This window comes from Serratia sp. BIGb0163 (assembly GCF_024809935.1).
GTDB classification, from domain to species: domain Bacteria; phylum Pseudomonadota; class Gammaproteobacteria; order Enterobacterales; family Enterobacteriaceae; genus Serratia; species Serratia quinivorans.
In genome coordinates, this window is sequence record NZ_JANUDZ010000003.1 from 48199 (window position 1) to 71180 (window position 22982).

Below are 22982 nucleotides of genomic sequence, written 5' to 3' on the forward strand. Positions count from 1 at the left end.
TATGGGCACGTTAATCAAGGAGAGAGGTTTCGCGGTAATAGTGGGTCACAAAGCGACACATTCTCATCCTCCCCCCCTCTACGCCCCATGCCTGAGTAGTGTGATCCAGTTAACATTGCTCTCTATTCTGTGGCGTCAGACACAAAATAGGGGGACGATTTTTGCCAGGCAGATCACAGATTTGTCTTAAGCGTGGAACTTCTCATCGCCGCGGTCGTTCCCTCATCCTCCCATCTCCTCCCCCATGAAAAATTCTGTTACGGATGATTACCCTTTGTGGGGTTTACCGCACTATCGGCCACATTGATTTTTATCGCCACGAGCAGCAGGGAACCGGATTTATGTCGCCAATGCCTACCGCCACTCAACCCACCCTGTATCGGATCCATCCGGTCAGTTTCCGTGATGGAAACGGGGATGGAGTGGGCGACACCCACGGCATGATTGCGGCCTTGCCCTACCTGAGCACGCTGTCGATTGACGGCCTGGTGTTGCCGCAGGCGTTGGCGGCCCAGGAGGAAGCGGCGGTCGTTGCCCAGGGGTTGGCCCTGTGGTACTGCGACGGGCCAAACCACATTCGTCGCGCCGCGGCACTGCAACAATATTTGCGCAGCCCACTGGCGCTGGAAGTGGTGCCCTTTAGCGTGGAGAGGCTGGTTGAGGTTTTGAGTGCTCGCCGCACCACGTTGGCAGAAAGCCTGTGGAGCACCGGTGATGCTGACCAGCCTCGGGTGGTCAGCCACTGGGGGCAGGGTAACTTGCGCTCCGCCGATGCCTTTTTGACGCTGTTGGCGATGCTGCCCGCACCCATTTGCCTGTATCAGGGGGAAGAGCTGGGCTTGCCGCACGCCGCTGGTCTGCAGGATCCGCTCGGCGCGCAAACGCCGATGCCATGGCATGAAGCCCCTGAGCAAGTGACCGCCGGTGAGATCCACTGGTATCAGCAGGTGGCGATTGAACATCGCGCGCTGGCCATCAGTCGCCAGCAGTATGACAACCAATCCACCTTGCGTTACTGCCAGTCCTTGCTGGCGCTGCGCCGTTTAGCGGTGATCCAGCAGGGGGAACTGAGCGCGGTCAGCCAGAGTAATGGTGTCGTTAGATTACTTATTACCCATCAGGATCAATGCCTTGAAGCGCTGATTAACCTGCAGCCTTATACTCAGGCGGCCGCACCGTCTGAGGCGACCTTGCCACTGGCTTGGCAGCACGGTGCACAGCAAGAGGGTCATCAATGGGTTTTGGCGGGTTTTGCGTCCGCCATTTTTACACGAAATGTTAACTGCGAAAGCAGGGGAGTAACGCATGGCTAGCGTCACATTGCGCAGCGTTTATAAGGCTTTCGGCGAAACGGTGATTTCCAAAGACGTCAATCTGACGATCAATGACGGTGAGTTTGTGGTGTTTGTCGGGCCATCGGGCTGCGGCAAATCGACGCTGCTGCGCATGATCGCCGGGCTGGAGGACATAACCTCCGGTGAGCTGATGATCGGCGATAAACGTATGAATGAGGTGCCGCCGTCCGAGCGCGGCATCGGCATGGTATTCCAGTCTTACGCGCTGTATCCGCACCTGTCGGTGGCCGACAACATGTCGTTCGGCCTGAAGCTGGCCGGGGCTAAAAAAGCGGAAATCAATCAGCGGGTCAATCAGGTATCGGAAGTGCTGCAACTGGCTCACCTGCTCGACCGACGGCCAAAAGCGCTGTCCGGCGGGCAGCGTCAGCGGGTGGCTATCGGCCGTACGCTGGTGGCAGAGCCGGACGTGTTCCTGCTCGATGAGCCGCTGTCCAACCTCGACGCCGCGCTACGGGTACAGATGCGCATTGAGATCTCCCGTCTGCACAAGCGTCTGCAGCGCACCATGATTTACGTCACCCACGATCAGGTCGAAGCGATGACGCTGGCCGACAAGATCGTGGTGCTGGATGCCGGGCGCGTCGCCCAGATCGGTAAGCCGTTGGAGCTGTACCACTATCCAGCCAACCGCTTTGTCGCCGGCTTTATCGGCTCGCCGAAAATGAACTTCCTGCCGGTCAAAGTGACCGCCGTAGAGCCTCAACAGGTCCAGGTCGAACTGCCTAACAGTCAACTGGTGTGGTTACCGGTGGAAGGCACGCAGGTGCAGGCCGGCTCGAACATGTCACTGGGCATTCGCCCGGAGCATCTGTTGCCTGGTGATGCCTCTGAAGTTCGGCTGACCGGTGACGTACAGGTGGTGGAGCAACTCGGCAACGAGACGCAAATCCACATCCAAATCCCGGCAATTCGTCAAAACCTGGTTTACCGCCAGAACGACGTGGTGCTGGTAGAAGAAGGTGCAACATTCGCCATTGGCCTGCCGCCTCACCGCTGCCATCTGTTCCGTGAAGACGGTACGGCATGTAAACGGCTGCACCAGGAGCCGGGCGTTTAAAGCATCACAGTCTGTATAACAGGAGAATAATGATGACTACTCTGCGCAAACTTCCTCTGGCACTGGCAATCGCCGCTGGTGTTCTCACCACTCAGGCCATGGCCGTTGATTTTAAAGGCTATGCCCGTTCCGGCATCGGCTGGACCGGCAGTGGCGGTGAGCAACAGTGCTTCAAGGCCACCGGCGCCGACAGCAAATACCGTCTCGGTAACGAATGTGAAACCTACGCCGAACTGAAGCTGGGTCAGGAAGTGTGGAAAGAGGGCGACAAAAGCTTCTACTTCGATACCAACCTGGCTTACTCGGTTTCACAACGTTCCGACTGGGAAGACGTGACGCCAGGCTTCCGTGAAGTGAACGTGCAGGGTAAAAACCTGATCGAATGGCTGCCGGGGGCCAATATGTGGGCCGGTAAGCGCTTCTATCAGCGTCATGATGTTCACATGATTGACTTCTACTACTGGGATATCTCAGGTCCGGGTGCCGGTCTGGAAAATATCGATCTGGGCTTCGGCAAGCTGTCTGCTGCCGTGACCCGTAACTCCGAATCCGGCGGTTCTTACGGTTATCTGGATAATGAACTGGACCAACGTCCGACCGTCAATGACACCTTCGACGTGCGTCTGGCCGGTCTGGAATTGAACCCGGGCGGTACCCTGGAGCTGGGTCTGGACTACGGTCGGGCTAACGCGCAGGACGGCTACAGCCTGGCCGATGGCGCCAGCAAAGACGGTTGGTTGGTGACTGCGGAACATACCCAGAGCATCCTGACCGGCTACAACAAGTTCGTGCTGCAATACGCCACAGATTCGATGACCTCGCAGAACAACGGCCGTAACCAGGGGTCAACCATCGACAACAACGGCAAGATGATCCGCGTGCTGGATCACGGTGCAATCGACTTCAACGATCAATGGGCGATGATGTATGTCGCCATGTTCCAGGACATCGATCGCGACAACAACAACGGCAGCACCTGGTACACCGTGGGCGTGCGCCCAATGTACAAATGGACGCCTATCATGAGCACCCTGCTGGAAGCCGGTTACGACAACGTGAAATCCCAGCGCACTGGCGATCGCAACGGCCAGTACAAGGTCACCCTGGCGCAACAGTGGCAGGCGGGCAACAGTATCTGGTCACGTCCGGCTATCCGCGTATTTGCGACCTACGCCAAGTGGGATGAGAAATGGGGCTACGCGACTTCCAGCGACGCAGAGGGCAATCCAGGTCTGAAAGCCGGCACCGCGTATAACGACACCAGCATGCACACCTTCAGCCGTGGCAATGACGATGAAGTCACCTTCGGCGCCCAGATGGAAATCTGGTGGTAATGAGATAACGGGGAGAGCCAGGTGCTCTCCCCAACCTGTATTCGCCGACATCGTCTCTCTTGCCTGAGCCGCGTCGGTTACCTTGGGGTATAACAATGAAAAAGAATCTGCTGTCTCTATGCCTGTCACTGGCTCTTACCGTTGGTGCGCCACTGGTGGCCAATGCCGATACGCCGGCCAATGTATCCATCGCTCCGGCTATTAGTTCCAGCACGCTGCAAAGCCTGCCATGGCAACCGCTGGTGCCACCGGTCAGCCAGGATGTGAAACTGGATAATGTCAGCCCGCAAATTAATCAGGGTGATATTCAGGGCGCTATCGCCGCCTATACGCTGCCGGCCGATCGCGGTTCGCTGGAAGTCACACTGAGCAGCATCAGCAAGAACAACTCAATTTACGCGCCGAGCGTCTTGGTGCTGGATGAACACCTGCGTCCGGCGGCCTATTACCCGAGCAGCTATTTCCCTTATCAGCCACCGGGTGCGATGTCATCCGATCGCCTTGAGGGCACGCTGAAACTGACGCCGGCACTGGGCCAAAAGCAGATTTATTTGCTGGTGTACACCACCCGTCAGGATCTGGCGAAAACCACCCAATTGACTAACCCGGCGAAGGCTTATGCGCAGGGCGTGGGTAACGCGGTACCGGATATTCCGGATCCGATCGCCAGCCACAGCACCAGCGGCACCATCAAACTGAAAGTTACGGCCGAGCAGGGCAGTGGCAATATCATGATTGGCATGCTGCAACCGGCACCGGCGGCGGCACCAGTGGTAGTGGGATCAACCGCGGCGGTTGCTGCAGCACCGACTCCGGCACCGGCTCCAACCAAACCGGCGGAACCGATGTTGAATGACACCGAAAGTTACTTTAACAACGGCATCAAACAGGCAGTGAAGGCGGGGGATATCGATAAAGCGCTGAAACTGATGAATGAGGCTGAAAAACTGGGTTCTACCACAGCGCGTGAAACGTTTATTGGCAGCGTGAAAGGCAAGGGGTAGTACCCGACGCTGCCGATGCTGGCTTGATGATTGGTGCGCCCCGGCGCACCTTTTTTCATTCGTCGGCCAGTGTTTCACCGATCAACGCCAGCAGGCGCGCATTGTCCACCTGCTGCATTATCCGCACCGGTCGACCTTCGGCTTCCGGCATGCCGACCGTCAGGCGCAGACTTTCCGGTCGCCAGCGACGGGAGCTGCCGCGCGTTATGGCTCCTTCCAGCGCCACGTCGACAAAATATTCCTCCGTGGTGACCAACTGCGGTTCCAGCAGCCAGGCAATCACCAGTGCATCATGGATCCAGCAGCCCGGCAGATGGCGGGTATGGCGAGAGTAGTCGATCCAGGGCTGAGTGGTGGTTCGCAGGTAGCGGCACAGCGGCGTATCCGGCTGGGTCATTTGGGCAAGATCGGCCTGAGTCAGCATGGTTTGCGTGGTGACATCCAGCGGGGCGAGCGTGATATTGGCACCGCTGGTCAACACCTGCCTGGCCGCTTCCGGATCCAGGCCGAAATTGGTGTCCTTGATGTAACCCTCGACGTTGAACACCCCCCCCATAATCACGATTTCCTTCACCGCCTGTGCCATCTGCGGGTACAACTGCAAGGCATGGGCGACGTTGGTCAGTGGGCCGATTGCTGCCAGGGTTATCTCGCCGGGGTGATTGCAGATCAACTCGCCGATCGCTACGGCGGCGTTGGGGGTGGGTATTGTGGCGGCTTGGGGATAAGGCGTATTACGCCACAGGGTGGCTAGCTGCGGATCGGTAATCGCCCGATCCAGATGGGTGCGCCAGGGTTCTGGCGCTTCGCTCAATGCTCGCGTTGCGCCAGCCACCACCGGCACCTGATAACCGGTTTGCTGCAACAAATGGCTGGCCACGGCAAAACCGACGTCGCGCGGCGTATTGCCGGCCACGATGCTGATAAGCTCCAGTGAGAGCTGAGGTTTGGCTGCCAGCGCCAGCGCCAGGGCCAGCCCGTCGTCAACGTTGGCGCCGGGAATGCCGTTGCCGGGATCGCAATCAATAATCAAACGCATAGCAGTTACCTGAATCAATAAACTAGCAGCCGCACGATCGGCGGATATGCAGCTGGAAGGCGAATTCGTGCAGTTCTGGCTGCGCGGTACCGGTGGCCAACATGGCGATGGCCTGCCTGGCCATGGCGTCGATCGGTTGTTCGACCGCGCTGAGCGGCGGCACGCTGAATTCGGATTGTTGGGTGCCGTTAAAGCAAATGATAGCCAGATCGTCCGGCACGCGCAGTTGATGTTCCGCCAGCGCTGACAGACAGCCGAGTGCCTGTTGTTCGTTGGAGGTGAAGATGGCGCGTGGGCGGGGGCCTTGCAGCATTTTCTGGCTGGCCTGATAGCCGCCCTGTCGGGTATAGGGGGCTTCAAAAATCCATTCTTCACGCGGCGTAATACCCGCCTCAATCAGCGCGTCACGCCAGCCGTTAAGGCGATCTTGTGCGTTGAGCATGGTCAGCGGGCCAACAAAAATGCCGAGCTCCCGATAGCCGTGCTGCAACAGATGGCGTGTGGCCTGGCAGGCGGCGTCGCGTTCATTAACGCGGATGGCGCTGATACCGGCATGGCTGTCGATGGTATCTATCATCACGCAGGGGGTGCCGGAATTGCGGATCAGATCAAACCAGGGATGGCGATCGACGCTGGTATACAGCAGCCCGTCAACCTGACGGCGCAGCAGGTGGTTAATCAGATCGTGCTCGTGCTGCCGGTCGTCGCCGGCGTCCCCTAACAGCAGCACGCGGCCATGGTTGAAGGCTTCACGCTGCAGTGCCCGTGCCATTGTGGCAAAAAACGGGTTGGAAATATCGGGAACCACTAATCCATAAGTCAGAGTATTGCCCGAAGCCAGCGCCCGGGCGATGTCGTTCGGCCGGTAACCGGTTTGCTCGATCGCCGCCAGCACCCGCAGACGGGTAGCTTCTGCCACCGGGCGCGGACCGTTATTGATCACATAGCTGACTACCGCGACCGAGGTGCCCGCTACGCGGGCGACGTCGGCGCGGGTGATACGCCGCGCGGATTGATTATCCAAGTTGGATTCCTGTACGCCCTGATTACACCGCGTCCTGCGGCAGGTTAAGGTCGCGGCCACGGGTTTCCGGTGCAAAGAAGGTGGTGATTAAGCCAATGCCTGCCATTACAACAAAATAGCAGGCAACAGGCCACCAGTGACCGAAACCGGCCAGCAGCGCAGTAGCGATCAGCGGTGCGGTCCCGCCGGAGAGGATCGACCCCAGTTCCTTGGCGAAAGCCATTTTTGAGTAGCGGTTTTTGACGCCGAACAGTTCCACTCCATAGGCCGCCTGCACGCCAAAAATGCCCAAAGATGCGATGCACATGCCGACCACAATCACCGAAATCACTATCGCCGGCTCACGGCTGTCGAGCAGCCAGAAGGCCGGGAAGGCGTACAGCACCAGCAGCAGACAGAACCAGCGGTAGGTGACGCGGCGGCCGAAGCGGTCAGAAAGCCAACCCGCCAGCGGGATCACCAGGAAACCGCACAGCGAGGCGATCATCACCGCCAGCGCCGGCACCGATTTATCCACCATCAGCACCTTGGCAACGTAACCTACGATAAAACCCTGGCACAGATAGGACGGGCCATTCTCACCAATACGCAGGCCGAGCATGATCCAGAAGGCTTTGGTGCGCTGCAGGTAGCTGCGGTTATCCGCTGCCACGGGAGCGTTGTCCAGCATGCGCTGACGGTTTTGTTGCAGTTCGCGTTCAAATACCGGGGTTTCACGTACGTGACGGCGCAGGTAGAGAGCGCCCCCGGCGATCAGGATGCTGGCGAGGAACGGGATGCGCCAGCCCCAGGCGATCAGATCGGCCTTGTCCAATTGCAACACCAGCAACCAGACCAGCGAGGCTAACAGAGTACCGCTGTTGGAGCCGATCGCAATGATCGAAGCGACCAGGCCACGGCGTTTGGCCGGTGCATATTCTGCCAGCATCACCGCGCCCCCGGACAGCTCGGCCCCGGCACCGAAGCCCTGGGCAAAACGCAAGATCACCAGGCAGGTGGGGGCCCAGACGCCGATTTGGGCGTAGGAAGGGATCAGCCCGATCAAGGTGGTAGAGACGCCCATCAACGCTACCGTGGTGAGCAGCACCACGCGGCGGCCCTTACGGTCGCCAATCCAGCCGAAAACCAACGCGCCGATAGGTCGGGCAATAAAACCGACGGAGTAGGTGGCAAAGCTGGCCAGCAACGCCACCATTGGAGTGGCTTCTGGGAAGAACACGTCGCCGAACACCATGCCGGCCGCCAGGCCATACAGGGCAAAATCGACATATTCCATTGCCGTGCCGAGCCAGCACGAGAAAGTGGCGCGCCAGAATTGGCCGCGCCCTTCTTTGGTGGTCAAACGTTCATCGGCCGCCAAGGTTTCGTCGGTGGCCTGTGGGGTTGCAAGCGTTGTTTCGCTCATGGCATTGATATCCTCTTTTCGTCTGCGCCATAAATGGCGCCGTTAAAGATGGTTTCCCTGGTGTCGGCAAGAAGGTTTGCTGACAAAGTTTTGGACTGATGGCGATTCAACGCTGCAGTAACAAGGGTATCTACGCGCGTAGATAAAACAATGCTGCAGGAGTGAAAATTTGCTGGAGATCACATAATCCCCACCGCGCCGGAGAATGAAGGTAAAGAAAACAGATGGCAGAAAGATGACAAGGCGGTGCTTTAAGGCGCGAAGTTTTGCTGTGTGGCCCCCCTCGAATCAGCCTGCCGCTTTTGAATTTCTGCGTTACAATGGGCGCCTGTTAACAGTTTGTCTGGTCTGGCGCGGCCGCAGGGTGCGGCGTCAGGCATGGAGTAGAACAATGTCAGGCAACAGGGATTCGATCCTACCGCCGCTGGAGTGGTTATCCGCGCAACATCCTCCGGCACCCGCCGCCGTCAGCGATTGGCTGATGGAACCAGGTTCCATGACACGCCGATTTGAACGCCACTGTGGGCGGGTGCACGTCGAACCGCAGCGCGAATGTTTTGTTACCCGCGACCAACTGGGGGAAGAGGCAGAACACCTGCCGGACAGTCCGCGCTATTGGCTGCGTGAAGTTGTGTTGTTGGGCGATAACCAGCCCTGGCTATTGGGGCGTACGGTGATCCCGTTGGAAACTCTGACCGGCCCTGATCTGGCATTGGTGGATTTGGGTACCTTGCCACTGGGCCGCTATCTGTTCAGCAGCGATGAACTGACTCGCGATTACATTCATATTGGACGGCAAGATGCACTGTGGGCGCGCCGTTCCCGCCTGCGGCTGGCGGGTAAACCGCTGTTGCTGACCGAACTGTTTTTACCGGCTTCGCCGCTGTACGCGACAGGAAGTTCGGTTCCCGAATGATGAGGAGAGAAAAAACCTTGGAAGGAAGCGTGAATCAAAGCAAATGGCAGGCTTATAGCCATCTGATGCGCATTAATAAACCCATTGGCACCTTGCTGTTGCTGTGGCCGACGCTGTGGGCACTGTGGCTGGCGGGCAAGGGCGTGCCGTCGCTGTCTATCCTGGCGGTGTTTGTGGTTGGGGTCTTCCTGATGCGTGCCGCCGGTTGTGTCGTGAATGATTACGCCGATCGTGCTGTCGATGGCCACGTGAAACGCACTGCCGCTCGTCCGATGCCGAGTGGCCGGGTGAGCGAGAAAGAGGCCAAGGTGCTGTTTGTGGTGTTGGTGCTTGTCTCGTTCGGGCTGGTGCTGACGCTCAATGCGATGACCATCTGGCTGTCACTGGCGGCGCTGGCGCTGGCGTGGGCCTATCCGTTTATGAAACGGGTCACTCACCTGCCGCAGTTTGTTCTTGGCGCGGCGTTTGGCTGGGGGATCCCGATGGCCTATGCCGCCGTCAGTGAATCCTTGCCACTGAGCTGCTGGCTGTTGCTGCTGGCCAATATTTGCTGGACGGTGGCTTACGACACCTTATATGCGATGGTTGACCGTGACGATGACCTGAAGATTGGCATTAAATCTACGGCTATTTTGTTTGGTCGTTACGACAAGCTGATCGTCGGTTTGCTGCAGTTCGCCACGCTGCTGTTGATGCTGTGGGTAGGTTATCTGACGCAGATGAGCGGGGCCTTTTACTGGTCGCTGTTGCTGGCCGGTGCCTTGTTTATCCATCAGCAAAAACAGATTGCCACCCGTGAGCGTGACGCTTGCTTCAAGGCGTTCATGGATAACAATTATGTCGGGCTGGTGTTGTTTATCGGTATTGCACTGAGTTACTGGCAGGGTTAAGGCGTTACCGCAATAAAAAAGGCACCCTAGGGTGCCTTTTTGTTTTGTATCAATAGATTAGTCTTCTTTCTCTTCCGCTGCGACCGTTTCCGGCAACGCGTTGGTTTCCGCCGGCATACTGACGCTCTCGATGGTCAGCTTGATTTCCGGGGTAATCAAATCGCTCAGCATGTTGTAGACCTCCATGGTGTGCTCACGGACCGCATCGCCGATGTCATTGATGTAGCCTTCTGCACGCAGCGTAGCCACCAGGGTGGAGAACACCGCCTTGTCGAAGAACTCCGGCGCATTGATGCCATGCAGCACCGACAGACGCTGGGCCATAATACGGCTCTCTTTCTCCAGCGCACCGCGGTTGATGCTTGGATTGGCACTGAGGATCGACATGGTGATGGCATAGCGCTGCAGCGTTTCGCGGACACCGGCGGCCAACAACTGCAATGGACGGATGCGTGCCGGATTCAACACCAGATCGTCACCCTTATCGCAGATCAGTTGCTGACGGATCATTTCGTCGATCAGTGGTCGTAGCACTTCCGGCAGTTGTTCCTTGTCGTTATGCAGGAACAGTTCAGCCTTCAGCATTGGGTAAATCAGGCCAATCTGCCTTAGCAGTTCAGCGCGCGATACCCGGCGGTGATGCATCACGATAGTGGCGATCAGCGATGGCAGAACCAACAGATGATGGATATTGTTACGGTAATAGGTCATCAACACCGCCTGCTCGCGCGGCAGGATGATGATATCGCCGATGTTATCCTTCTCCACCTCGAACTTGTTCATGTTCAGCGCATGATCCAGCAACTCATCCGGCGTTTGGGTTGGTACGGTAACGTCGCCGGCATAAGGCACATTGCGCATCAGTTGCAGGTAGCATTCCAACTGCTCAAGCAACTGCTCGCGGGTCAGCGAGCGTTGGCGTGAGGCCAGCAGCGCCGTGGAACACAGGTTCATGGCGTTGGCGGCGGCGGCATTGTTGATGCGCACCATAATCTTGGCCGCCAAATCGTTGACCGTCGGCGTTAACCAGCTTGGGCGCTGGGCTTCGATCGGGTCAATGGATTCGCGCCACTGTGGCACATTCTGGTTCAGGTAAGCGGTCAACGGCAGTGGATCACCAAAGTTGACGTAACCCTGGCCGAGATTACGCAGCTTGCGCAGGCCGCGCAGCATCTGCAGCAGGCTCTCTTTTTCCTTGGTCGCGCCACGCAACTCTTTGGCATAGGTACCCACTTCCATCACGTGTTCGTAACCGATGTAAATCGGCACCAGTGTGATAGGACGGCTACCGCCGCGCAGCATCGCCTGAATGGTCATCGACAGGGTGCCGGTCTTCGGCTCCAGTAAACGTCCGGTACGGGAACGGCCACCTTCAACAAAGTATTCCACCGAGTAACCGCGGGTAAACAGCTCGCCGAGGTATTCACGGAATACCGTCGAGTACAGCTTGTTGCCTTTGAAAGTGCGGCGGATAAAGAAAGCGCCCAGGCGACGGAAGATCGGCCCGGCCGGCCAGAAGTTGAGATTGATACCGGCAGCAATATGCGGCGGCACCAGGCCCTGGTGATACAGCACGTAGGACAGCAGAAGGTAGTCCATGTGGCTGCGGTGGCAGGGCACATAAACAATCTCGTGGCCGTCCTGCGCCAACTGACGCACGCGTTCGGCGTTAGTGACGTTGATACCTTGATACAGTCGGTTCCAGGTCCAGCTCAGCACGCGATCGGAAAGGCGCACCGTCTCGTAAGAGAAGTCGGCAGCGATCTCTTCCATCAGCGCAATGGCATTCTGCTGGGCTTTTTCGTGGGAAATCTTCTTGCTGCGAGCTTCGTCCTCGACCGCTTTTTCGATCGCCTTGGACGCCAACAGCTTGTTGAACAGGTCCTGACGGGCCGGCAGGCTTGGGCCGACGGCGGCCAGACGCTGACGCGAGAAGTGCATGCGCGCTACGCGAGCCAGTTTCTGCGCAATGATTTTGTCCGTACCGTGCTCGGTGGCCATGCGGCGCAGCGAAACGGTATTGGAAAAACGGACAAAGCTGTCGCGGCCGAGCCACAGCACGGCGAAGAATTTCTGCACGCCATTCAGCAGACGCAGATGCGGTGTGCCGTGACCTTCGCGCCCCGGAGAGCGGCCAAACATCACCGAAACCGGCAGCATCTGAATGTCGAGATCCGGATTGCTGCGGTGCAGGTCCAGATAGTCGTGGAACAGTTTTACCGACTCTTCTTTCGGCGTGTAGTAACGGAATACGCGCGGGCCGTCGTGAATAAACACGTGGCTTGGCAGCACGGTGCCGTCTATCTCCAGCGGATTGAGGGGGTCGGGCAGATCTTGCGCCAGGCACTGGGTGCGCAGCGTCAGCAAATCCGCCTTGGAATTATAAGGTAAAACATACAAAATCGGCCGTGAGGGATCCAACCCTAACTCCGTGACCGGATCTGAAGGGATAACCTTACTTCTTACCAACAGTTTGAGTGGTAAATTCAATAGTTTATAATAAATTTTACGCCAACCTGACATAACAACGTGAAGCCTCTTGTTAGCAATGCGCCGCAAGCATACCAGAAACCGGGTAGCAGATCTGTGGTGTTGGAAAACCGAGAGCCGGGAGAGTTTCCTGGCCTAGACTGTTTAATTATGACTTATCTCTGCTAAAGGCACTAAAAAACATGGCAAACCAAGCAACCGGCCTGACCCGTATTATTAAAGCCGCCGGCTACTCTTATAAAGGCTTTTCCGCTGCCTGGCAGCACGAAGCGGCATTCCGCCAGGAATTGGTGGCGACCGTGCTGGCTATCATACTGGCGATTTGGCTGGACGTGGGTGCGATAGCGCGCATTTTACTGATCGGATCGGTGCTGTTGGTGATGATCGTCGAAATCCTGAACAGCGCGATTGAGGCGATTGTCGACCGCGTGGGGACTGAGCATCACGAGCTTTCCGGTCGGGCAAAGGATATGGGCTCAGCGGCGGTCTCGCTGGCGATTATTTTGGCGCTGTTTGTCTGGGGGTCGGTGCTGTGGCAGCACTTTGCCTGAGTGGCGGCGTTGCGTTGCGACAGGTGTCGCTAATCCCTGATTTTTATTCACTCTTCGGTTCCCAAGCCGCAGTTACCTGTATATACTCACAGCAAGACTGTATAAACAAACAGGGGGCGGAATGAAAGCACTAACTACCAGACAGCAAGAGGTCTATGATCTGATTCGCGATCATATTTCGTCCACTGGCATGCCGCCAACGCGCGCCGAGATCGCCATGCGTCTGGGGTTCCGTTCGCCAAATGCCGCAGAAGAACATCTGAAAGCGCTGGCGCGTAAAGGCGTTATCGAGATTATCTCCGGCGCTTCGCGCGGCATTCGCCTGCTGATGGAAGATGAAGAGGGTTTACCGCTGATTGGCCGTGTCGCCGCCGGTGAGCCGCTGCTGGCGCAGCAGCATATCGAAGGGCACTACAAGGTCGATCCATCCCTGTTCAAACCGAGCGCGGATTTCCTGCTGCGGGTCAACGGCATGTCGATGCGTGACATCGGTATTCTCGATGGCGATCTCCTGGCGGTGCATAAAACTCAGGACGTGCGTAATGGCCAGGTGGTTGTGGCACGCATTGAAGATGAAGTCACGGTCAAGCGCCTGAAAAAACACGGTAACGTGGTTGAGCTGCTGCCGGAAAACAGTGAATTCCAGCCGATTGTGGTCGATCTGCGTCAGCAGAATTTCACCATTGAAGGTCTGGCGGTCGGTGTGATCCGCAATGGCGACTGGGTTTAATCCTCACGCCCAAACATCGTTCTCTGATTCAAGTCGCCCCAGTTCTGGGGCGATGTCATATCTGATTCACTATATACCCTATAGCTTTCAAGTTGCAGCGTTGTTATCTGCACTCGCTCACCCCAGTTACTTACCTGAGTAAGCGCCTGGGGATGAGCGAGTTGGCCGCCTAGCTGCAACTTGAAAGATGACGGGTATACACGGGAACATTTCACTATGCGCCTGCTTTCTGCCTTCACCAGCGATACCGATAAAGCCCTGTGGCGCCTTGCGCTGCCCATGATTTTCTCCAATATCACCGTGCCGCTGCTTGGGCTGGTAGATACCGCCGTCATCGGCCATCTCGACAGCCCGACCTATCTGGGTGGCGTAGCGGTTGGCTCCATGGCCACCAGCTTCCTGTTTATGCTGTTGCTGTTTCTGCGTATGAGCACCACCGGGCTGACTGCTCAGGCGTTGGGAGCACAAAATCCGCAGGGGCTGGCACGAGCCTTTATGCAGCCGTTGCTGCTGGCGGTGTTGGCCGGGGTGGCTATTGTGTTGCTGCGCTATCCGCTGATTGAGTTGGCACTAAAAATCGTCGGTGGCGATGGGGCGGTGCTTGAACAGGCTCGTTTGTTCCTCGAGATCCGCTGGCTGAGCGCCCCGGCGGCGCTGGCCAATATGGTGATCCTGGGTTGGTTGCTTGGCGTGCAATACGTGCGCGCACCGGTGATCCTGCTGATTGTCGGTAACCTGCTGAATATCGTATTGGATATCTGGCTGGTGATGGGACTGGGCTGGAACGTGCAGGGGGCCGCGACCGCGACCGCCATCTCTGAATATGCCACGCTGCTGTTGGGATTATGGCTGTCCTGGCGCGTGATGCGCATACGCGGCATTTCTGTGCCAATGCTGCGCCAAGCCTGGCGCGGTAATCTGCGGCGTCTGCTGGCGTTGAATCGCGACATTATGCTGCGCTCATTGCTGCTGCAACTGTGTTTTGCCTCGCTGACCATCTTCGGTGCCCGGCTGGGTGGCGAGGTGGTCGCGGTAAACGCGGTGCTGATGAATTTGCTGACCTTCACCGCTTATGCGCTGGACGGTTTTGCCTACGCGGTAGAGGCACATTCGGGCCATGCCTATGGCGCCCGTGACGATAGCCAACTGCGTAAAGTATGGCGTGCGGCTTGCCGGCAGGCCTGCCTGGTGGCGTTGGGCTTTGGTCTGCTCTATGCCGTTGCCGGGCAGCAAATCATTGCCGCCTTGACCTCTTTACCGGAGCTGCGTGCACTGGCGAGCCACTATCTGCCGTGGCAGGTAGTGCTGCCGTTGGTGGGAGTATGGTGCTATTTGCTGGACGGCATGTTTATTGGTGCCACCCGCGGCGCAGAAATGCGTAACAGCATGGCAGTAGCCGCCGCCGGTTATGGGCTGACGCTGTTTACCCTACCTGTACTGGGCAACCATGGATTGTGGCTGGCGTTGGCGGTGTTCCTTTCGCTACGCGGCCTTGCGCTCGGGTGGATTTGGCATTGCCACAGGGTGCGAGGGACTTGGTTCGCAGCGGATGCGACACAGTCAAAAATGAGTAATAATTAGTTTTTCTTATGTTTTTATTTATATTAAGTTACATTTTCTTGAGCGAAACTCTTTCTGCTTACCTGCTGTTATTCTGGGGTTTTTACTGATTTTTCTTTGTTTTGTGAATTTTTATCCTGACTTTTTCTTTTTTATCGCTATCTGTAGCTATAATTAATCATGTGGTTGGCGGAATAAATTGGAACTGACAACCCTTTTATTCAGGTCGATTGACCGAAATAATTACTCAGTTAAGTCCGGCCACAGGCGTTTAAAACTGACTAATCACAGGTAACGGAGAGGTTATGAACAAAGATCAAGCCGACGGTAACTGGAAGCAGTTTAAAGGGAAAGTGAAGGAACAGTGGGGCAAGCTGACCGATGACGATCTGACGGTCATTGAAGGGAAACGCGAACAGCTTGTCGGTAAAATTCAGGAACGTTATGGCTACCAGAAAGAGGCAGCCGAGAAAGAAGTTAAATCCTGGGAAGACCACAACAAGTATCGCTGGTAGCGCGCTGGGCCGCAGCGGATTGCGGCCACAAGCTACTTTTAAAGGCCCGGCGTTTTTATCCCCTTGACGCCAAGCCTGCAGGTACAGGGAGGTACCTGAAAACCCAACCTATTTCTTCTTGATGGCGATGCTGTGATCGTGTTCGCCGCAGTCATGCTTGCTGTCACAGGCTTCTACCTCAACGCAACCCGCACACAGGCCATGCGCCTCCACCACGTTATGACGCAGAACAAAACCAGACTCCTTCGCCAGTTTCTGCAGCGTCTCTTCGACCCCTTCGGTAGTGCGTTCAGTCACCTGACCACAGCGATCGCAGATAAACAGCGCGGAAGTGTGCGTCGGCTGTTCGAAGTGATGGCACAGCACGTAGCTGTTGGCGGATTCCACCCGGTGAATGAAGCCTTGTTCCAGCAGAAAATCCAGAGCACGGTACACCGTCGGTGGTTTGGCCTGGGGTTCGGCGACGCGCAGCAGATCGAGCAGGTCGTAAGCGCTGATGGCACCGGGCTGCTGTGCCATCAGGCGTAACACTTCCAGCCGCTGCGGTGTCAGACGCACATTGCGTTGCTGACAGAGTTGTTCAGCCTGCGCCAGCAGCTTTTCCTGGGTGCTTGAGTTCATGGCAAATTTCCCGGTACGTAAAAAAGCCGATTTTACCATGCTTCAGTCAAATCGCCGAGAGTCGGCCCCTTTTCCTCTGATATGGCGCACTAATCGGCTGGTTTAGCGCCTGCCGTTCGTCACGCGTGTGACGATGTTCACACTTGGAGTGGAGCTTTAGCTGGCAAGTGAGTGCTGCAAGCGCTCCGCCAACGCGGCCATTTCCGGCGCAGGGTTATGCCCAATCAGCATAAAACCATGACGGCCATCGGCCCAGTAGACCACGTTCATTCCCTGGCGGCGCTCGCTTTGGGCGGACTGAGACTTGCCCGGTTGTTGAACAATGCACAGCGCCAGCGCACCGAATTGAGCATCCAGCCAGGTTAACTGAGCGATACGCCGATCGTCGTAAGCCAGCACGCGAGCGCTTTTCAGCTCGGCGCCACTCAACATTAACTTCGGTAGCGAGAGTGCGATGCCCAGCCGATCGCCGGTTTGCTGTAGCTGATGAGCAATCTGTGTAGCCGTGTCATCGAAGCCTGCCAGCGTTTCCGGCGTGTACAGTGCCATATATTGGGCGACCAAACCGCGCCAGTTGTCTTCTGGCTGGCTGAACTGTAAATAGGCGCGATCGCCTGCGATGCCGAGTGCCAGAAAACCAACCGCGGCGGCGATCAGGCTACGCCGACTGATACCGCGCTGCGGCACTGGGGCGGTAAGGGGGCCTGCGGCGCGCAGACGTTGTACCGGCGCTTCATCAAGCAATGGAGCAAATGCCTGCTTAAAAGGCAGGGTGCTGCGAGCCAATAACGACAAACGTTCGGCCAGCGCGGGTTCATCGATCAGGCGCTGTTCCAAAAGCTGGCGCTGCCGTGGGTCCAATTGATTGTCCAGGTAGGCGACCAGCAGTTCATCCGCAGCGTAGGTTGAGCTCATGATTGTTCTCCTTTTGCCTGGGGTGAACGGGTCTGCAGCATGCTGTCATTTGCCAATCTCAGGCGTGCCGCCGCCAGACGACTCATGATGGTGCCGATGGGCACGTCAAGCACCTCGGCTGCCTCACGGTAAGACAGCTCCTCCACATAGACCAGAAACAGCGTATTGCGCTGCGCTTCCGGCAGCCGGTTAACCCGCTGCATCACCTCGTTGGCCCAAATCGGCTCTTCACTGTTTTCCGACCCGGCCAGTTCTTCGACGTCGACAAAACCCTGCCCCTGGCGGATATGCTGGGCGCGAGTCTCGTTAAGCCAGATAGAATGAAGGATCGCAAACAACCAGCGGTCCATCCGCGTGCCCACGGCAAACTGTGCGGCGCGTTCCAGCGCCCGCACGCAGGTGGCTTGAACCAAATCGTCGGCAACATCCCGCCGGTGGGAAAGCACCAGACCATAGCGCCACAGGCGGGAAAGATACTGGCCGATTTCGTTACGGATCGCGTCGCTACTGATGTTTACCTCCGGGCCAGGCTAGATCATGATTCTGGGTGGTGATCGATGGCTGCCGCCAGATCGCGGTACTCTTCACAACCGGTACCGCATAGCGACTGGATCACCTTCAGTTGTTCTTTCGCCAAATCCTGACGGCCCTTGACCATATAGGCCTCACCCAGATATTCACGGACTTTCGGGTATTTCGGATCGAGCGCGACTGATTTTAAATAGTAGCCGATCCCTTCATCGGTGCGGCCGAGCTTGCGGGTAGCGTAACCGCGGTAGTTCAGTGCAACCGCGGTGTTAGGATCCTTCAGGGTATTGAGCACGTCGAGCGCCTCCTGGTAACGACCGCTTTTTGCCAGCGCATAGGCATAGTTAGCCCGATCGTTGTCGTCGATCATGCTGCTTTTTTCCACCATGCAGGTCTTGGTTTTTGTATCGTATATCTGGCCTTTCGGGCAGGTTGGGGTGGTCTGACCGCTATCATCACCGCCCATTGCCAGGGCCGCCCCGGAAAACAGCAGAGAACCGGCAATGACAGGCAGCAACAGGCGTTTAACGAAACTGTTCATGGTTGTTTCCTCATTGGGAAGGGCGCAGGGCTGCACCCATAACGAGAGAACACCTGACTACGCATTTTTATTCGTTTTTTCTGATGCTTTTTTAGTCAGGCGGCACGGTGGTTTTCCCAAGGCGGCCGATTGTCGTTATAATAGCCGTTTGCGGCAGTACGCCGTTCGTTGAAACCAGACAGAATCAGGTAGCCAGTAGCCCAGCATGACGACAGACAACAACGCTTCAAAATACGCCGCCAATCGTTTCTCCATCGCGCCGATGCTCGACTGGACCGATCGTCATTGCCGTTACTTCCACCGCCTGCTGACCAAGGACACGCTGCTGTACACCGAAATGGTGACTACCGGCGCGATTATCCATGGCAAGGGCGACTATCTGGCTTACAGCGAAGAAGAACATCCGGTGGCGCTGCAACTGGGCGGTAGCGATCCGGCTGCGTTGGCACACTGTGCCAAATTAGCTGAGCAGCGCGGCTACGACGAGATTAATCTCAACGTCGGTTGTCCGTCCGATCGGGTGCAGAATGGCATGTTCGGTGCTTGTCTGATGGGGCAGGCAACGCTGGTTGCCGACTGCATCAAGGCGATGCGTGACGTGGTGTCGATCCCGGTGACCGTGAAAACCCGTATCGGTATTGACGACCAGGACAGCTATGAGTTTCTGTGTGATTTTATCGCCACCGTTGCCGGACGCGGTGAATGCGATATGTTCACCATTCATGCGCGTAAAGCCTGGCTGTCGGGCCTGAGCCCGAAAGAGAATCGTGAAGTGCCGCCGCTGGATTATCCGCGTGTCTATCAGTTAAAACGTGATTTCCCAGGACTGACTCTTGCCATCAATGGCGGGGTGAAAACTCTGGAAGAGGCGAAGCAGCACCTACAGCATCTGGACGGCGTAATGATGGGGCGCGAAGCCTATCAGAACCCAGGCATTCTGGCGCGGGTCGACAGCGAACTGTTTGGCCGCCAGACCGAGGTGATGGACAGCGTAGCGATTATTGAGTCGCTGTATCCTTACATCGAACGCGAACTGTCGAACGGCACCTATTTGGGCCATATTACCCGCCATATTCTGGGCCTGTTCCAGGGCGTGCCGGGTGCGCGTCAGTGGCGCCGCCACCTGAGCGAAAATGCCCATAAGCCAGGGGCAGATGCGCGCGTGGTTGAACAAGCACTGGATTTGGTGCGCCTGCCGCGTACCGAAATGGCGTAATTGACATCAATATCTGACTAAAAGTTAGCGTTTTTGACCAGGCATGTCGCATTGTGTGATGTGCCTTTTTTTTAATTTCAATCACTTAGTTTCCACGCCGGCCTGGCACGCTTCTTGTAATAGCTCAGCAGATACTTTGTTTTGCGAAGGAGCAAAATCATGTTGGAACTCTTCTTTCTGGTCGGTTTTGTTGTGATGCTGATGGTGACCGGGATTTCGCTGCTGGGCGTGTTTGCCGCGATATTGGTGGCGGCAGCGTTTATGTTACTTGGTGGGCTGTTTGCGATGGTGATTAAGCTGTTGCCGTGGTTGATTCTGGCTGTGGTAGGCGTTTGGATTTACCGTTCGATGCAGAAACCACAAATACGCCGCTACTGATTTTTTGTCGAATAATCAGTCGGTCACGCTGAAATCTACGCAACAGCTCCGCTCTGAATGCGGCGGAGATCACAGCTTGGCGTTTTAAATGCCAATGCGCCGCATTAGCCATGTTTTTTGCATTTCGGGGCTGTTAGGATGTTTGCCGTGCAGCGATGCGACCTATTTCATCACCGCAAGAGACATTGACCCAATACGAGTGTTGCTCAAGCAACCCGCTGTCTCGGGCGGACTCTGCTCTACCCCTACAAACGCAGTAACAAAAAGGGCTCCTAACGGAGCCCTTTTTGTTGGTCAAAATCCAGTGATATGAGGAACTCAGCGACCGGGGATCAGCAAGCTTGAACCGCTGGTGTTGCGGCTTTCCAGCACCTGATGGGCGCGTTGTGCATCGGCCAACGCAAACTTTTGCTCTTCCTTCACGTCGACTTTGATAGCCCCGCTACCGATCAAGGAAAACAACTCATTGCTGGCATACTGCAGTTCAGCACGGGTGGTAATGTAGCCGTTAAGCGAAGGGCGGGTGACGTACAGCGAGCCTTTTTGGTTCAGCAACGCCAGATCAACACCGGTGACCGGGCCGGAGGCATTGCCGAAGCTCACCATTAGCCCACGGCGTTTCAGGCTGTTAAGCGAGGCCTGCCAGGTACTTTGGCCTACCGAGTCGTAAACGACGCCGACTTTCTCACCCTGTGTCAGCTCTGCCACGCGCTGGGCGATATCTTCTTTATGGTAATTGATGGTTGCCCAAGCGCCGGCGTGCTTCGCCAGCTCGGCTTTTTCGTCGGAGCCGACGCTGCCGATCAGTTTTGCCCCGAGCGCTTTAGCCCACTGGCAGGCAATCAGCCCAACGCCCCCTGCGGCGGCATGGAACAGGAACACTTCACCCGGTTGCACCTCATGGGTTTGGCGCAGCAAATAATGCACCGTCAGCCCTTTCAGGAAGGAGGCCGCGCCCTGCTCAAAACTCAGGTTATGCGGCAGCAATGCCACTTTTTCCTGCGAAACGTTGTGCACTTCGCTGTAGGCTCCAAGCGTTGACTGGGCATACACCACCCGGTCACCCGGTTTTAGCACGCTGACACCGGCACCGACCTTGATCACCACCCCGGCCGCCTCGGTACCCAACCCGCTCGGTAGTTTGGCGGGCGGATACAGGCCGCTGCGCACGTAGGTGTCGATATAGTTGATACCGATCGCCTTGTTCTCGATCTGCACCTCACCGGCTGCCGGATCTACGGGGGTAAAATCAACATATTGCAAGACTTCCGGGCCGCCGGTGGCGGAGAATTGAATGCGCTTTGCCATTTCATTACCTCGAGTGGGGGTCTGATTTCACCCTACGCGTTTTAGCATCGGCGATCCAGTTTGCCCTGGGGTGGCTTGATACTTTTTGCATCTGTTATGCGCAGGAATCACAGCTAAAAATCACGTATACTCTCGCGTCAGGATCCTCCATTCGCCACCGGATAAAGAATACGTTTCATGGCAGGAAAAAAACCAACCAACAGAACAAACGCAGACGAAGCCAAAGAGCGCCCAAGAGACCGCCAGATGGAAGGGCTGAAGATGCCGCCACATTCGCTGGAGGCGGAACAGTCCGTGTTGGGCGGTTTGATGCTGGATAACGAGCGCTGGGACAACGTGTCCGAACGCGTAGTTTCCAACGATTTCTTCAGCCGCCCGCATCGCCTGATCTTTACCGAGATGCAGCGCCTGCTGGAAATGAGCCGACCGATCGACCTGATCACCCTGTCCGAATCGCTGGAACAGCGCGGTGAGCTCGATTCCGTCGGTGGGTTCGCCTACCTGGCCGAATTATCGAAAAACACCCCAAGTGCTGCCAACATCGGTGCTTATGCAGATATCGTACGTGAACGTGCGGTAGTGCGTGAGATGATCTCGGTGGCCAATGAAATCGCCGACGCCGGCTATGATCCGCAGGGTCGCAGCAGTGAAGACCTGCTCGATCTGGCCGAATCACGGGTGTTCCAAATCGCGGAAAACCGGGCCAGCAAAGATGAAGGCCCGAAAGGCATTGAGCGTATCCTGGAAGATACCGTTGCGCGCATCGAACAGCTGTATCAGCAGCCGCACGATGGCGTTACCGGGGTAGATACCGGCTATCAGGATCTCAATAAGAAAACCGCCGGTTTGCAAAAATCGGATCTGATCATCGTCGCCGCCCGTCCTTCGATGGGTAAAACTACCTTCGCCATGAACCTGTGCGAACACGCTGCGATGACGCAGGAAAAACCGGTGCTGATCTTCAGCCTTGAGATGCCAGGCAACCAGATCATGATGCGTATGCTGGCGTCGCTTTCGCGCGTAGACCAGACGCGCATTCGTACCGGCCAGCTCGATGACGAGGACTGGGCGCGAATCTCCAGCACCATGGGTATCCTGCTGGAGAAGCGCAATATGTACATTGATGACTCCTCCGGCCTGACGCCGACCGAAGTCCGCTCCCGCGCCCGCCGTATTTTCCGTGAACATGACGGCCTGAGCCTGATCATGATCGACTACCTGCAGCTGATGCGCGTGCCGTCCTTGTCCGACAACCGTACGCTGGAGATTGCTGAAATTTCCCGCTCGCTCAAGGCGTTGGCGAAAGAACTGCAGGTGCCGGTGGTGGCGCTGTCGCAGTTGAACCGAAGCCTGGAGCAGCGTGCCGACAAGCGCCCGGTCAACTCCGACCTGCGTGAGTCCGGTTCCATCGAGCAGGATGCCGACCTGATTATGTTCATCTACCGTGATGAGGTTTATCACGAGAACAGCGATCTGAAAGGGATTGCCGAAATTATTTTAGGTAAGCAACGTAACGGTCCAATCGGTTCCGTGCGTCTGACCTTTAACGGCCAGTGGTCGCGTTTCGATAACTACGCGGGGCCACAATATGATGACGAATAA

At 56.7% G+C, this 22982-nt stretch carries 22 protein-coding genes; 13 read left to right on the forward strand and 9 right to left on the reverse strand.

Translation table 11 applies throughout. The features are described from left to right. Positions 1–341: 341 nt before the first annotated feature. The 4 genes from M2406_RS13285 to malM all read left to right on the forward strand — a co-directional run bounded on the left by M2406_RS13285 (position 342) and on the right by malM (position 4753). Positions 342–1313, forward strand: a complete 972-nt coding sequence (locus M2406_RS13285; protein ID WP_259190312.1) for an alpha-amylase family glycosyl hydrolase — start codon at positions 342–344, stop codon at positions 1311–1313. Continuing rightward, positions 1306–2415: a maltose/maltodextrin ABC transporter ATP-binding protein MalK gene (malK, locus tag M2406_RS13290; RefSeq protein WP_012147164.1), complete on the forward strand. Its 1110-nt coding sequence runs from the start codon at positions 1306–1308 to the stop codon at positions 2413–2415. The genes M2406_RS13285 and malK overlap by 8 nt, the downstream gene beginning before the upstream one ends. A 29-nt stretch (positions 2416–2444) precedes the next feature. Further along, the gene (locus M2406_RS13295; RefSeq protein WP_012147163.1) at positions 2445–3749 is read left to right on the forward strand and encodes a maltoporin; all 1305 of its coding nucleotides are present in this window, start codon (positions 2445–2447) and stop codon (positions 3747–3749) included. A 95-nt stretch (positions 3750–3844) separates the two neighbouring features. Then, positions 3845–4753: a maltose operon protein MalM gene (gene malM / locus M2406_RS13300; protein ID WP_115183639.1), complete on the forward strand. Its 909-nt coding sequence runs from the start codon at positions 3845–3847 to the stop codon at positions 4751–4753. A 55-nt stretch (positions 4754–4808) separates the two neighbouring features. On the opposite strand, the gene M2406_RS13305 is transcribed toward malM, so the two are convergent. Genes M2406_RS13305 through M2406_RS13315 form a run of 3 tightly spaced genes read right to left on the reverse strand, consistent with a single transcriptional unit; the run spans position 4809 to position 8221 of the window. After that, a complete protein-coding gene (locus M2406_RS13305) occupies positions 4809–5792 on the reverse strand; it encodes a nucleoside hydrolase (RefSeq protein WP_012147161.1) in 984 nt (327 codons plus the stop codon). Positions 5793–5814: 22 nt separating this feature from the next. Beyond that, positions 5815–6816 (reverse strand): LacI family DNA-binding transcriptional regulator, encoded by a 1002-nt coding sequence (locus M2406_RS13310; protein WP_017894213.1) that lies wholly within the window; start codon positions 6814–6816, stop codon positions 5815–5817. Between the two features lie 22 nt (positions 6817–6838). Further along, the gene (locus tag M2406_RS13315; protein WP_112362618.1) at positions 6839–8221 is read right to left on the reverse strand and encodes an MFS transporter; all 1383 of its coding nucleotides are present in this window, start codon (positions 8219–8221) and stop codon (positions 6839–6841) included. Between the two features lie 391 nt (positions 8222–8612). Between M2406_RS13315 and ubiC the strand changes: the two genes are divergently transcribed. Both ubiC and ubiA read left to right on the forward strand, forming a co-directional pair. After that, on the forward strand, positions 8613–9137 hold the full coding sequence (gene ubiC / locus M2406_RS13320; RefSeq protein WP_012147158.1) for a chorismate lyase: 525 nt from the start codon (positions 8613–8615) through the stop codon (positions 9135–9137). Continuing rightward, positions 9134–10027, forward strand: coding sequence for a 4-hydroxybenzoate octaprenyltransferase (gene ubiA, locus M2406_RS13325; protein ID WP_218216759.1), 894 nt, complete (start codon positions 9134–9136; stop codon positions 10025–10027). Before ubiC ends, ubiA begins: the two co-directional genes overlap by 4 nt. Before the next feature lie 57 nt (positions 10028–10084). On the opposite strand, the gene plsB is transcribed toward ubiA, so the two are convergent. Continuing rightward, on the reverse strand, positions 10085–12550 hold the full coding sequence (plsB, locus tag M2406_RS13330; RefSeq protein WP_012147156.1) for a glycerol-3-phosphate 1-O-acyltransferase PlsB: 2466 nt from the start codon (positions 12548–12550) through the stop codon (positions 10085–10087). A gap of 149 nt (positions 12551–12699) precedes the next feature. On the opposite strand from plsB, the gene M2406_RS13335 reads away from it, so the two are divergent. The 4 genes from M2406_RS13335 to M2406_RS13350 all read left to right on the forward strand — a co-directional run bounded on the left by M2406_RS13335 (position 12700) and on the right by M2406_RS13350 (position 15873). Continuing rightward, positions 12700–13068 (forward strand): diacylglycerol kinase, encoded by a 369-nt coding sequence (locus M2406_RS13335; protein WP_012147155.1) that lies wholly within the window; start codon positions 12700–12702, stop codon positions 13066–13068. A gap of 121 nt (positions 13069–13189) precedes the next feature. Then, positions 13190–13798, forward strand: a complete 609-nt coding sequence (lexA, locus tag M2406_RS13340; RefSeq protein ID WP_012147154.1) for a transcriptional repressor LexA — start codon at positions 13190–13192, stop codon at positions 13796–13798. Positions 13799–14014: 216 nt separating this feature from the next. Next, positions 14015–15379 carry an MATE family efflux transporter DinF gene (gene dinF, locus M2406_RS13345; protein ID WP_259190314.1) on the forward strand — a complete coding sequence of 455 codons (1365 nt, stop codon included), beginning with the start codon at positions 14015–14017 and terminating at the stop codon, positions 15377–15379. Positions 15380–15663: 284 nt separating this feature from the next. Then, entirely contained in the window at positions 15664–15873 is a 210-nt protein-coding gene (locus M2406_RS13350; RefSeq protein WP_012147152.1) for a CsbD family protein, read from the forward strand. A gap of 108 nt (positions 15874–15981) precedes the next feature. Here the strand turns inward: M2406_RS13350 and zur are convergent, their stop codons facing one another. From zur to M2406_RS13370, 4 genes are all read right to left on the reverse strand, one after another. Beyond that, complete coding sequence (zur, locus tag M2406_RS13355) at positions 15982–16494, reverse strand: zinc uptake transcriptional repressor Zur (protein WP_012147151.1); 513 nt, start codon at positions 16492–16494, stop codon at positions 15982–15984. A 156-nt stretch (positions 16495–16650) separates the two neighbouring features. Continuing rightward, positions 16651–17409 (reverse strand): anti-sigma factor, encoded by a 759-nt coding sequence (locus M2406_RS13360; RefSeq protein WP_112362621.1) that lies wholly within the window; start codon positions 17407–17409, stop codon positions 16651–16653. Continuing rightward, a complete protein-coding gene (locus M2406_RS13365; RefSeq protein ID WP_232020746.1) occupies positions 17406–17855 on the reverse strand; it encodes an RNA polymerase sigma factor in 450 nt (149 codons plus the stop codon). Before M2406_RS13365 ends, M2406_RS13360 begins: the two co-directional genes overlap by 4 nt. Positions 17856–17944: 89 nt before the next feature. Then, positions 17945–18478 (reverse strand): tetratricopeptide repeat protein, encoded by a 534-nt coding sequence (locus tag M2406_RS13370; protein ID WP_012147148.1) that lies wholly within the window; start codon positions 18476–18478, stop codon positions 17945–17947. Between the two features lie 205 nt (positions 18479–18683). Here M2406_RS13370 and dusA point away from each other — a divergent pair, with 205 nt between their 5' ends. Beyond that, on the forward strand, positions 18684–19694 hold the full coding sequence (gene dusA, locus M2406_RS13375; RefSeq protein WP_259190315.1) for a tRNA dihydrouridine(20/20a) synthase DusA: 1011 nt from the start codon (positions 18684–18686) through the stop codon (positions 19692–19694). Positions 19695–19853: 159 nt separating this feature from the next. Continuing rightward, positions 19854–20072 carry an envelope stress response protein PspG gene (gene pspG, locus M2406_RS13380; RefSeq protein ID WP_012147146.1) on the forward strand — a complete coding sequence of 73 codons (219 nt, stop codon included), beginning with the start codon at positions 19854–19856 and terminating at the stop codon, positions 20070–20072. A gap of 318 nt (positions 20073–20390) precedes the next feature. On the opposite strand, the gene M2406_RS13385 is transcribed toward pspG, so the two are convergent. Continuing rightward, entirely contained in the window at positions 20391–21380 is a 990-nt protein-coding gene (locus M2406_RS13385) for a quinone oxidoreductase (RefSeq protein WP_012147144.1), read from the reverse strand. Between the two features lie 177 nt (positions 21381–21557). Here M2406_RS13385 and dnaB point away from each other — a divergent pair, with 177 nt between their 5' ends. Further along, the gene (dnaB, locus tag M2406_RS13390; RefSeq protein WP_012147143.1) at positions 21558–22982 is read left to right on the forward strand and encodes a replicative DNA helicase; all 1425 of its coding nucleotides are present in this window, start codon (positions 21558–21560) and stop codon (positions 22980–22982) included.